At 64.8% G+C, this 11,896-nt stretch carries 8 protein-coding genes; 6 read left to right on the top strand and 2 right to left on the bottom strand.

Features of this window, described 5'->3' with window-relative positions; translation table 11 throughout:
- The first annotated feature begins 33 nt into the window (after positions 1-33).
- The 6 genes from OS914_RS08825 to OS914_RS08800 all read left to right on the top strand — a co-directional run bounded on the left by OS914_RS08825 (position 34) and on the right by OS914_RS08800 (position 8,604).
- Positions 34-801: an IclR family transcriptional regulator gene (locus tag OS914_RS08825; protein ID WP_267545691.1), complete on the top strand. Its 768-nt coding sequence runs from the start codon at positions 34-36 to the stop codon at positions 799-801.
- 317 nt (positions 802-1,118) lie between these two features.
- Positions 1,119-1,616 carry a nucleoside deaminase gene (locus OS914_RS08820; protein ID WP_267545690.1) on the top strand — a complete coding sequence of 166 codons (498 nt, stop codon included), beginning with the start codon at positions 1,119-1,121 and terminating at the stop codon, positions 1,614-1,616.
- A gap of 15 nt (positions 1,617-1,631) precedes the next feature.
- The gene (locus OS914_RS08815) at positions 1,632-3,143 is read left to right on the top strand and encodes an NCS2 family permease (RefSeq protein ID WP_267545689.1); all 1,512 of its coding nucleotides are present in this window, start codon (positions 1,632-1,634) and stop codon (positions 3,141-3,143) included.
- An 81-nt stretch (positions 3,144-3,224) separates the two neighbouring features.
- Positions 3,225-4,754, top strand: a complete 1,530-nt coding sequence (locus OS914_RS08810) for an XdhC family protein (protein WP_267545688.1) — start codon at positions 3,225-3,227, stop codon at positions 4,752-4,754.
- Between the two features lie 10 nt (positions 4,755-4,764).
- Positions 4,765-5,715: an FAD binding domain-containing protein gene (locus tag OS914_RS08805; RefSeq protein WP_267545687.1), complete on the top strand. Its 951-nt coding sequence runs from the start codon at positions 4,765-4,767 to the stop codon at positions 5,713-5,715.
- 3 nt (positions 5,716-5,718) lie between these two features.
- The gene (locus OS914_RS08800; protein ID WP_267545686.1) at positions 5,719-8,604 is read left to right on the top strand and encodes a molybdopterin-dependent oxidoreductase; all 2,886 of its coding nucleotides are present in this window, start codon (positions 5,719-5,721) and stop codon (positions 8,602-8,604) included.
- Here OS914_RS08800 and nboR read toward each other — a convergent pair.
- Positions 8,524-9,123 (bottom strand): nicotine blue oxidoreductase, encoded by a 600-nt coding sequence (gene nboR / locus OS914_RS08795; protein ID WP_267545685.1) that lies wholly within the window; start codon positions 9,121-9,123, stop codon positions 8,524-8,526. The genes OS914_RS08800 and nboR overlap by 81 nt on opposite strands.
- A complete protein-coding gene (gene aceE / locus OS914_RS08790; protein ID WP_267545684.1) occupies positions 9,105-11,741 on the bottom strand; it encodes a pyruvate dehydrogenase (acetyl-transferring), homodimeric type in 2,637 nt (878 codons plus the stop codon). Before aceE ends, nboR begins: the two co-directional genes overlap by 19 nt.
- Positions 11,742-11,896 lie beyond the last annotated feature (155 nt).

The following is an 11,896-nucleotide window of genomic DNA, read 5'->3' as shown; positions in this document are numbered from 1 at the left end:
TTTACTGACAGAGAGTCACAGGAGACGATGGAAATGGCTGTTAAAGCTGCCGGCGGCGTGCAGTCCGTGGAGCGTGTCTTCGAGTTGCTGGAGCTCGTCACCGATGCCGGCGGTGAAGTGACGCTCTCGGAGCTGGCCGGTTCCACCGACCTGCCGCTGCCCACCATTCATCGGCTGCTGCGCACGCTGGTCAAGCTCGGCTACGCACGTCAGCTGCCCAATCGGCGCTACGCACTGGGGCCGCGACTGATCCGGTTGGGCGACGGCGCCACCAAGCAGTTTGGTGCGCTGGTGCGCCCGCAGTTGGCGTCACTGGTTCAAAAGCTCGGCGAGACGTCGAATATGGCGATGCTCGACGGCGACATGGTGGTCTACATTGCCCAGGTTCCGTCGGCGCACTCGATGCGGATGTTCACCGAGGTGGGACGCCGTGTGCACACCCATGATTCCGGCGTGGGCAAGGCCATTTTGGCCCAGCTTGACGACGAAGTGGTACGCGGTATCGTCAGTCGTGCCGGCATGCCCACACCGACGGACCGGAGTATCGGGAACGTCGAGGAGCTACTCGCGGACCTGCAGCGGATCCGTGACCGCGGGTATTCCATCGATGACAACGAGCAGGAAATCGGCGTTCGCTGCTTTGCCGTGGCCATTCCCGGGGCCCCCACACCCACTGCCGTTTCCGTTTCCGGCCCCATCTCCCGCGTGGACGAGGGTTTCGCGGACCGGGCCATTCCACTGCTGCACGCCGCCGCCCGCGTTATCGCGGATGACCTGGAGCAGGCCAGCCGCGCGTCCTGACGGCATGCGGGGGTTCGCGGCCGGGAGATCCCGCAGCCGGGCCCTCGATCTGGGGGCTGGCACCGGGGCCAGCAAAGATTTCACCTGTTGAGAAAAAAGTTTCACCAAAACTATGGTGCCGGTCACAAGTTCCTGTTAGTGTCATCTTCAGCCAAAGGCGGGCATCCCAGACGTGAATGAGATCTGACGGGGTTGTTATCTACCGGGCGTAACTGAACCTTCATACTCAATGAAGCTGCCGGGCCGCCTAAGACCCGCCGTTACACCGCGTACCCTCCGCGCGGCCGGGCTGCTTCTGACGCAAGGAAGTCGCCACCATGGAATCTGCATTAAATGCCACAGCTGACCTCGAGACCTATCTGGTCCAGGCCATTGATCTTGCCACCAGGAACGTCCACAATCACGGCGGCCCTTTCGGCGCCGTCGTCGTCACCGCTTCGGGCCAGGCCTTTGAAGGGCTAAACCGGGTCACGGCCACCAACGACCCCACCGCCCACGCGGAAGTGACGGCCATCCGGGCAGCATGCGAGGGAACCGGTACCTTCGACCTGACCGGGGCCACCCTGTACACCAGCTGCGAACCGTGCCCCATGTGCCTGGCCTCGGCTTTGTGGGCCCGCGTAGATCGGATCATCTTCGCCGCGGACAGGCATGACGCCGCCCGCGCCGGATTCGACGACGCCGTCTTCTACGACTACTTCGAAACCCCGGTGGAACTGCGGTCAATGCCGGTCCAACGGCTCACTCCTGCGCAAACGAGCCCGCTGGCGCCGTTCGAAGCATGGCTGGCCAGCGACACCCGGATCGACTACTAGGCGCCGGTGATTCCAATGACACTTCAGACTAAGACCGCCAAGGGCGAAAAAATCGCCGGCACCACCGTCAGCACAGGAAAACAAGGGGCCAGACGCGGACTCGCGCGCTCGTTCGACCGCTACTTTGAAATCAGCGCACGCGGCTCGAACGTGTTCCGCGAACTCCGCGGTGGCCTGGCCACCTTTTTCGCTATGTCCTACATCGTCGTCCTCAATCCGCTGATCCTCGGCAGCCCGGACGGCTCCGGTCACACCCTGGGCATCCCCCAGGTTGCCGCGGTCACCGCCGTCGTCGCCGGTGTTACCACCATTGTGATGGGGATCTGGGCGAAATACCCCTTCGCGCTGGCCGCCGGCCTCGGGGTGAGCGCCTTTGTCTCCTCCACCATTGCGACCACGAAGGACCTGACGTGGCCTGAAGTGATGGGACTGGTACTGATCGCCGGCATCGTCATGTTCGTACTGGTCCTTTCCGGACTCCGGGAGGCCGTGATGAAGGCGGTCCCCACCGGGCTGAAGACCGCGATCGTGGTTGGCATCGGCCTCTTCATCGCCATTATCGGGCTGGTAAATGCCGGTTTTGTCCGTCGCGTGCCGGACGCCGCACACACCACCGTGCCGCTGCAGTTGGGCCAGGACGGCAAACTGTTCGGGTGGCCGACCTGGGTCTTCATTATCGGGCTGATTTTGACCATCATCCTGGTGGTGCGCAAGGTCAGGGGCGGCATCCTGATCGGCATTGTGGCCAGCACGCTGTTCGCCATGGGTCTGCAGCTGATGACTAACACCCCGTCCAGCGTGAAGGATCCCTCCGGCTGGTCGCTCATGATCCCGTCGGTCCCCGGCCAAATCTTCACCTTCCCGGATCTGTCCCTGATCGGGAAGGTGAACGTCTTCGGAGCCTTCGCCCATCTGGGCATCATGTCGGCGCTGCTGCTGACCTTCACCATCCTGCTCAGCGTGTTTTTCGATGCGATGGGAACGATGACAGGACTGGCCAGCGAGGCAGGGCTGGTGGATAAGAACAAAAATATGAAGAACGCCAACCGGGTGCTGCTGGTCGACGCGGCAGGCTCCGTTGCGGGCGGCTTTGGTTCAGTCTCGGCCAATGAGATCTTCGTAGAGTCGGCCGCCGGTATCGGCGAGGGGGCACGCACAGGCTTGGCCAGTGTGGTCACAGGAGGGTTGTTCCTGCTGGCAGCCTTCTTCACCCCGCTGGTCGCCATCGTGCCGTTTGAGGCGGTAGCACCTGCGCTGGTGATCGTCGGGTTCATGATGGCCTCGCAAATCCGCAACGTCGATTGGTCGGACTTCGGCATCGCGATCCCTGCCTTCCTGACCTTCATTCTGATGCCGTTCACCTACTCGATCGCCAACGGTCTGGGGGCCGGATTCATCGCCTACGTGCTCATCCGGGTGGTCCAGGGCAGAGCAAAGGAAGTGCATCTCCTGATGTGGGGAGTCTCGGCGGCCTTCGTTATCTACTTTGCTATTGGGCAGATCCAGCAGCTCCTCGGCCTCCACTAGCCGATCCTTTTCCGCTGGGCCACACTAAACGCGGGTGCCGGTTTCAAGGGCCGGCGCCCGCGGAGGAGGAAGACTACTGTCATGTTGGATCTTGTGGATTCGCTGCTGGCACTGCTGGCAGAGTCTGGCGACGGCCGCCCGTGCGCCGTCGCCACCATTGTGGGGGCAACGGGTTCGGTACCGCGGACGCTGGGGACAGCCATGCTCGTGAGCCCGGACGGCGCGGTGACGGGCAGCCTTTCCGGCGGCTGCATCGAAGGTGCAGTGGTCGAAGCCGCCCTGGAAGCGATTGCCAGTGGCGACTCGAACCGGCAGTTCTTCGGCTTCAGCGACGATGACGCGTTCGCCGCCGGGCTGACCTGCGGCGGCACCTTGGAAATATTGGTGCAGCCGGTGTTCCCGGAGGGCTGGACGGGGCGCCGGAAAGAGGGCGACGGCAAAGAGGGGAACGACGGCGGCACGCACCCGCTGATGTCCGGTGCGCTTGCGGGGCTGGCAGGGCTGGGGGCACAGCACCCGGCTGCTTTGATCCGGCGCCTTGACACCGTCGGTTTTAGTGAAAGCGTCCGGCACAGTGACTCTGTACGGCTTAGTGACACCGTCCGGTGCGGTGGCGACAGTAAGGAAGCCTCCGGTAGCCCAGTTGGTCGCCCGGCTGCCAGCCTGGGATCTTCCGGCCGACGGGCTGAGCGCTGTGCCGCCGTCGTGGTTCCCGAACCGCAAAACGTGCGGGAGCAGACCCTGGCCGCAGGACTGACAGCGTTGCTCGGGAATTCGTCCCTGGTCCAGGCCGCCGCCGCGCAGTTGATTCCGCTGCTGCACGCTGGCTGGACCGGGCAGTTGCGGTTGAGCGCTGACGGGGTTTCCTGCACCGATGGAACGGGAACGTCCGGGGAACCGCCGTCGTCAGGGGAACCGGTCACGCTATTCGTTGAGTCCAGGCTCCGGGCTCCTCGGTTCCTGATGTTCGGAGCCAACGATTTCAGCGCCGCGCTATTGCCCGCCGCCCAACTGCTCGGCTACCGGGTTACCCTCTGCGATGCCCGCCCGGCATTCGCCCGGCAGCAGCGTTTTCAGCGCGCGGACGAGGTGGTCACCAGCTGGCCGGACCGTTATCTGCGGGCCGAAGCGGCAGCAGGACGGGTAGATGGGCGCAGCGTGATTTGCGTGCTCACCCATGATCCGAAATTTGATATCCCGCTGTTGACCGCCGCGCTGGAGCTGGACGTGGCGTTCCTGGGCGCGATGGGGTCACGGCGCAGCGACGCCCAGCGGACGGAGGCCCTACTCGACGCCGGTGTGCCGCCGGCCCGGCTGGACCGGCTGCATTCACCGATCGGCCTCGATCTGGGCGCAGTCAGCCCGGCGGAGGTGGCCGTTTCCATCACCGCTGAGATCCTGGCCGTGCGCGCCAACAAGCAGGCCTTCGGGCCGTTGCGCCATGGTACGGGTCCCATCCATGGTAACGGTCCCATCCAAGGCACGGATCCCTTCCACGGCACAGGCAGCATCAAGACCCCGGCCGGCATGTACGATCCGGCCGCGGTCGAAGATGCACCGTTGACCACGGCTTTCGTGCACGCCGGCGGACCACTGATGTTCAGGATTTGAGGAGATTGGCATGGATATGAACACCATCGAATCCACCATCCGGACCACGGATCCGGGCTGTTGGCGGCCGGGCGACGCCTGGCTGGCAGGTGGAACGGTGCTGTTCTCCTATGGGAGCACCGTGTTGCGCCGCTTGCTGGATATCAGCGCAGCCGGCTGGGCCCCGATCACGGTCAGCGAGGCCGGACTTGAGCTGGCAGCCACCTGCACCATCGCCGAGCTGTACGCCCTGCCGGATCGGGCGCAAACGCGGGCGCGTCCCGATGCGCCGGCGCACTTCGATGTGCTGGCGCAGTGGCCCGCGCTGGCGTTGATCCGCCTGTGCTGCGATTCCTTTGTGGCCTCCTTCAAGATCTGGAACATGTCTACCGTGGGCGGCAACCTCTGCACCGCGTTACCGGCCGGCCCCATGACTTCGCTGACTGCGGCCCTGGACGGAATCGCTACGGTCTGGATGGTCGACGGCGGCACCCGTGCCGTGCCGGTCGAGGACCTGGTGATTGGCGACGGCGCAACGTCTCTGGCCCCGGGCGAATTGTTGCGCAGCATTACGGTGCCCGCCGTCGCCCTTCGCTCGCGGACCGCCTTCCGCCGGCTGTCGCTCTCCAACCTGGGCCGGTCGGGTGTACTGCTGATCGGCAGGCTCGACCAGGATGGCGCCTTCGTGCTGACGGTCACCGCCTCGACGAAGCGACCGGTAAAGCTGCGCTTTGCGTCGTCGTCAACCGCGCCGTCGTCAACCGCGTCGTCAACCGTGCCGCCGTCGCCCGTTGGAACCGACGACGGAGGACTGCCAACCGCAGCGCACTTGCGCGCGGCGCTTGACGCGGCAATACCGCAGGAGCTGTATCACGATGATATCCACGGTCTGCCCGCGTGGCGGCGGGACATGACGTACCGTTTGGCCGGGGAAATCCGTGCCGAGCTCGCGAACGATTCGTCGTCGAAGACGGGGGCATAAACCATGGCTGAGCACAAGAATGGAATGGACATCAACGGCACCTTCACTGATGCCCAACCACGCCCGGGACAATGCCTGCGGACTTTTTTACGGGAGCAGGGCAACCTGGGCGTCAAAAAGGGGTGCGACGGCGGCGACTGCGGAGCGTGTACCGTGCACGTGGACGGGAAGCCGGTGCACAGCTGCATCTACCCGGCTGTCCGGGCCGAGGGCCGGGAAGTGACCACGGTGGAGGGGCTGGCCGGGCCGGACGGTCTGCACCCGATGCAGCAGCAGTTCCTGGCGGCGCAGGGGTTCCAATGCGGCTTTTGCACTGCAGGCATGCTGATGACGGCTGCCACTTTCAACGCGGAGCAGAAGCAGAACCTGCCCCGGAACCTCAAGGGCAACCTGTGCCGCTGCACCGGCTACCGTGCCATCGAGGATGCGGTCTGCGGCGTCAGCCATGTCAGCACGACCGGGCAGCGGGCCGGAGATAACGTGGGCGCCCCGGCCGGACTGGCCGTGGTCACCGGGGCAGCGCGCTTCACGCTGGATGTGCCGGCGGGTCAGTTCCCGGGTCTGCTGCATCTGGTGGTGCTGCGCTCGCCGCACGCGCATGCCCGCATCCTATCCATCGACGCTGCTCCAGCGCTGGCAGTACCGGGAGTGCAGGCGGTTTTCACCCACGAAGACGCTCCCGCGCAGCTTTTCTCCACCGCCCAACATGAGGGGTATCTGGACGATCCGGATGACACCCGGGTGCTCGACGACGTGGTCCGCTTCATCGGCCAGCGCGTCGCCGCCGTGGTCGCGGACACCGTGGGGGCGGCCGAAGAGGGCGTTCGCCGGCTCCGCGTTCGCTATCAGCTTCTGCCGGCCGTGTTCGATCCGGAAGCGGCCATGAAAGAGGGCGCGCCGGTCATCCACGGGGAAAAGGAGTCGCTGCAGGCCAGGATTTCCCGGCCGGAGAACAATGTGGTGGCGGAACTGCACAGCCACCTTGGCGATGTGGAGGCTGGGCTTGACTCCGCGGACTTCGTGCACGAAAACACCTACCGGACGCAGCGCGTGCAGCACGCTTCGCTGGAAACTCATGCCTCCATCGCCTATTTTGACGACGCCGGCCGCCTGGTTCTGCGCACCTCAACGCAGGTTCCGTTCCTGGTGCGCCGGGCGCTCTGCCGGGTCTTTGACCTGCCGGCGGAAAAGGTCCGGGTGGTGTGCGAACGGGTCGGTGGCGGATTCGGCGGCAAGCAGGAAATGCTCACCGAGGACATCGTGGCGCTTGCCGCGCTGAAGCTGAAGCGGCCGGTGCAGCTGGAAAATACGCGGGAGGAACAATTCACCGCGGCAACCACCCGGCACCCCTTCCGGATTAAGGTCCGGGCGGGGGCGCGAAACGATGGCACACTGACCGCCCTCGCCTTCGACGTGGTGACGAACACCGGTGCGTACGGCAATCACGCCCCCGGGGTTATGTTTCACGGCTGCGGGGAATCTATAGCCATTTACCGGTGCGGGAACAAGAGGGTTGACGCCCATGCCGTGTATACGAACACGGTCCCGGCCGGTGCCTTCCGCGGTTACGGCCTGAGCCAGATGATCTTCGCCGTTGAATCCACCATGGATGAGCTGGCAGCGGGCATCGGAATGGACCCGATGGAGTTCCGCCGCCGCAACATTATCGCCAAGGGCGATGTAATGCTGTCCACCCAGCCGGAACCGGAGGAAGACGTGATCCTGCACCCGGAGAGCTACGGGCTGGATCAGTGTATTTCGCTGGCTGCCGAGGCGCTGGCCCGCGGCCGCGAACGCGAACGCGCCGCCGGTGTGGATAATCCCGGCCCGCAGTGGCTGGTGGGGGAGGGATCCGCGGTGTCCATGATCGACACAGTGCCGCCGCGGGGTCATTTTGCCCATTCCACCGTGGCGCTGCTGCCGGACGGTCAGTACCAGGTGAGCGTGGGCACCGCGGAATTCGGCAACGGCACGACGACGGTGCACGCTCAGTTGGTTGCCATCGCGCTGGGGACCACGGCGGACCGGGTCCGGATCGTGCAGTCCGATACCGACGTCGTCGACCATGACAGCGGCGCGTTTGGCTCCACCGGGACCGTAGTGGCCGGAAAGGCATCCTTGGCCGCTGCTGAGGAACTGGCACGGATGCTGCTGGAGCTCGCTGCCGTCAGCAGCGGCGCAGATGTCTCCGACTGCCGGCTGGACGCGGACACAGTCATCTGCGCCGGCGTCACCCTTGCGTTAGCGGAGCTGTACCGGAAGGCCATTGCCGCCGGAACGCCGCTATTGGCGCAGGGGCGGTGGGGCGGAAGCCCGCGGTCCGTAGCCTTCAATGTGCATGGCTTCCGGGTGGCTGTGCATTCGGGCACCGGAGAGCTTCGCATTATGCAAAGCGTGCAGGCCGCGGATGCCGGTGTGGTGGTGAACCCGATGCAGTGCCGCGGCCAGGTGGAGGGCGGAATTGCCCAGGCCTTGGGGGCGGCGCTGTATGAGAACGTGGTGGTTGGCGCGGAGGGGGCGGTGGAGACGAAGATTTTCCGGCAGTACCATCTGCCCACGTTCGCCGATGTACCGCGCAGCGAGGTCTACTTTGCCAGGACCAGAGACGAGTTGGGGCCGCTGGGCGCGAAGTCCATGAGCGAGAGCCCGTTTAACCCGGTGGCGCCCGCACTGGCCAATGCGATCCGGAATGCCACGGGAGTCCGGTTCTCCGAGCTGCCGCTGGCCCGGGACAGGATCTATCTGGGCCTGCGGGACGCCGGGCTGGCGGACGTGGGTCGCGGCGAAGCGGGCTTGCAGGACGTGGATTCAGCGCAGCAGGTGCAGCCCGGCGGGAGTGTCCACGTCGGCTCCGTCGGACAAGTCACTGCAGTCGATGAGGTCCACTAGGGCGGGATTGGCGCGCAGGAATGCGCGGGCGCCGGAATCCCCGGAGGCTACAGTGGCCGCCTGCCGGACCAGGGACGAGTCGAAGAGGACCGGATGGCCCCTGTGTAGGATGCCTGCTCTTTGGTATCCCGCAGCCGTTACCCGTCCGGTTTGGTGCGAGTCCAGCAGCCGGGCTACCGTAGCGGCCGTGAGTCCGGGCTGGTCCACGAGCGCCACCAGCACATGGTTTCCCGCGGCGGCTGCGCCAACGCCCAGTCGAAACGACGTGCTCATCCCGGCGTCCCAGCCCGGGTTGTCCAGCACGCGGTAGCGCTCAAGCTGGGTTTCGGCGCTGACTCGCGGTGCCTCGGAACCCAGGACGACGACGATGTCCTCGCACCCGCCGGCGCGAAGGACCCCGGCGAGGTGCTCCACCAGCGTGGTCCCGCGGAACTGGAGCAGCGCCTTCGGGCCCCGGCCCAGCCGGCGGCCGGCACCCGCGGCCAGCAGGACCGCCGTCGTCATCTTGTCAATGCGCATAATTCATCATTACCCCGGTCCGCTGAGCTTAAGTGCCGGTGGGCTGCCTGGCGTGTATCGGAGAAACCGAACCCGTCGGCACCAAGTACGGCATAATCACCCGGCACGAACTGCCGGATTTGGTCCGGGACCGCCTTCATGTAGTCGCTGACAGCGATGACCGGCCCGACGCTGTCCTGCAGCGAGCTGGTGACGAACGGAAGGCGGGGCTCCGCCGTCGGATTCAGGAACTCCTGTTCCTCCGCGGCCAGGCCGTCGCGGCGCAGTTCGGTCCAGGACGTCACGGACCAGACATCGGCCGAAACTCCCCAGTCTTCGGCGAGGATCTGCTGGGCCTCCAAGGCCCACGGCACGGACACACCGGAAGCCAGCAGCTGCGCCCGGGGCCCCTGGCCCGCGGCCGGAGCCAGCAGATACATTCCCTTCAGCAGGGACTCCACATCGAGATCTTCCGGCTCGGAAGGCTGGGTGATCGGCTCGTTGTACACAGTGATGTAGTACATGACGTTCGGATCGGAATGCTTTCCGCCGTACATCCGCTCCAGCCCGGCACGCATGATGTGCCCGATTTCGTAACCGTAGGCCGGGTCATAGGTCACCACTGCCGGGTTCGTGGAGGCCAGCAGCGGGGAATGGCCGTCCGCGTGCTGCAGACCTTCACCCGTGAGGGTAGTCCGGCCAGCGGTGGCGCCGATGATGAATCCGCGCGTCATTTGGTCACCGGCGGCCCAGAATGCGTCGCCGGTGCGCTGGAAGCCGAACATGGAGTAGAAGACGTAAACCGGGATCAGCGGTTCACCGTGCGTGGCATAAGCGGTGCCGGCGGCGGTGAAAGCAGCCACGGAGCCAGCCTCGTTGATGCCGGCGTGCACAATCTGCCCGGCCGTCGATTCCTTGTACGCCAGTACCAGGTCGCGGTCCACAGACAGGTAGTTCTGGCCGTTCGGATTGTAGATCTTCGCCGTCGGGAAGAACGCATCGATGCCGAAGGTCCGAGCCTCATCGGGAATGATCGGCACAATCCGGGCACCGAATTCCTTATCCCGCATCAGTTCCTTGAACAGACGCACGAAGGCCATCGTGGTGGCGGCCTGCTGCTTCCCGGAACCGCGCTTGGCAATATCAAAGCTCTTCGAATCGCTCACCGCCAGCGCTTTATGCTCAGAGCGCCGTTCCGGAACGGATCCCCCCAGCTGGGCGCGGCGGTCCATCATGTACTTGATCTCCGGCGCATCCATCCCCGGGTGGTAGTACGGAGGACGGTAAGGATCCTTCTCCAGCACCTCGTCAGAGATAGGAATCCGGAGCAGATCGCGGAAGTCCTTGAGGTCCTGCAGCGTGAGCTTTTTCATCTGGTGCGTGGCGTTGCGGGCCTCAAAGTGGGTACCCAGGCCGTAGCCCTTCACCGTCTTGACGAGGACCACTGTCGGCTTGCCCTTGAACTCTGTGGCCGCCTTGTAGGCTGCGTAAACCTTGCGGTAATCGTGGCCGCCGCGCTTGAGGTTCCAGATATCGTCGTCGGAAAGCCCGGCGACCATTTCCTTGGTCTGCGGTGTCTGGCCGAAGAAGTGCTCGCGCACAAACCCGCCGGATTCGGCCTTGTAGGTCTGGTAGTCGCCGTCGACGGTGGTGTTCATGACCTCCACCAGTGCACCGTCGCGGTCCTTGGCCAGCAGGTCGTCCCACTCGCGGCCCCAGACCACCTTGATGACGTTCCAGCCCGCGCCGCGGAAGAACGCCTCAAGTTCCTGCATGATCTTGCCGTTACCGCGGACCGGTCCGTCCAGGCGCTGGAGGTTGCAGTTGATCACAAAGTTCAGGTTGTCGAGCTTGTCATTGGCCGCGAGCTGGAGCAGGCCGCGGCTCTCGGGCTCGTCCATTTCGCCATCGCCCAGGAACGCCCAGACCTGCTGGTCCGAGGTGTCCTTGATGCCGCGGTTGTGCAGGTAGCGGTTGGACTGCGCCTGGTAGATCGCGTTCATCGGGCCGATCCCCATCGAGACCGTGGGGAACTCCCAGAACTCCGGCATCAGCCGCGGGTGCGGATAGGAGGAAAGCGCGTGGCCTTCCTTGGACTTTTCCTGCCGGAACCCGTCCATATCTTCGGTATCCAGCCGGCCTTCGAGAAAGGCGCGGGCATACATGCCGGGGGAGGCGTGGCCCTGGAAGAAGACCTGGTCTCCGCCGCCCGGGTGGTCCTTCCCGCGGAAGAAGTGATTGAACGCCACCTCGTAGATGGTGGACGCGCCGGCATAGGTGGAGATGTGCCCGCCCACGCCGATGTCCGGACGCTGCGCCCGGTGCACCATGACGGCGGCATTCCAGCGCAGCCAGCGGCGGTAACTGCGTTCGATGTCCTCATCCCCGGGGAACTCCGGCTCCTGGTCCACCGGGATGGTGTTGACGTAGTCGGTGGTGGTCACCATCGGTACGCCTACGCTCTGCGCACCGGCCCGCTGGAGCAGACTGCGCATAATGAACTGAGCCCGTTCGGTACCCTGTTCCTGGATCAGTGAGTCCAGCGACTCGATCCATTCCGCGGTTTCCTCAGGGTCGCCGTCGGGCAGCCGATGGGTTAGTTCGCTCAGGATGTGGGAGTTCTCTTCGCCAGCGGCCACGTCAGACCTTTCGTCGTTGAAAGCGTTTCCCGATGAGACTACGGCGGAAGAGCCATATTCCATATTATGAGAAACAAATATTGTAGAATGAGAATACAGGTGTCCGGCCGGAGCGGTCAATCCCGACCGCCGTCCGGATGTGTCGGGTGAACATT

Origin of the sequence: Arthrobacter endolithicus (assembly GCF_026627425.1) — a bacterium.
Classification (GTDB): domain Bacteria; phylum Actinomycetota; class Actinomycetes; order Actinomycetales; family Micrococcaceae; genus Arthrobacter_M.
This window is presented reverse-complemented; position numbering and strand designations above follow the sequence as displayed.

Bases quoted from the DNA above. Each gene is read 5' to 3' on its own strand.
- OS914_RS08800 (WP_267545686.1), top strand. From the start codon at position 5,719: ATGGCTGAGCACAAGAATGGAATGGACATCAACGGCACCTTCACTGAT.
- OS914_RS08825 (WP_267545691.1), top strand. From the start codon at position 34: ATGGCTGTTAAAGCTGCCGGCGGCGTGCAGTCCGTGGAGCGTGTCTTC.
- OS914_RS08815 (WP_267545689.1), top strand. From the start codon at position 1,632: ATGACACTTCAGACTAAGACCGCCAAGGGCGAAAAAATCGCCGGCACC.
- OS914_RS08810 (WP_267545688.1), top strand. From the start codon at position 3,225: ATGTTGGATCTTGTGGATTCGCTGCTGGCACTGCTGGCAGAGTCTGGC.
- nboR (WP_267545685.1), bottom strand. From the start codon at position 9,123: ATGCGCATTGACAAGATGACGACGGCGGTCCTGCTGGCCGCGGGTGCC.
- OS914_RS08820 (WP_267545690.1), top strand. From the start codon at position 1,119: ATGGAATCTGCATTAAATGCCACAGCTGACCTCGAGACCTATCTGGTC.
- OS914_RS08805 (WP_267545687.1), top strand. From the start codon at position 4,765: ATGGATATGAACACCATCGAATCCACCATCCGGACCACGGATCCGGGC.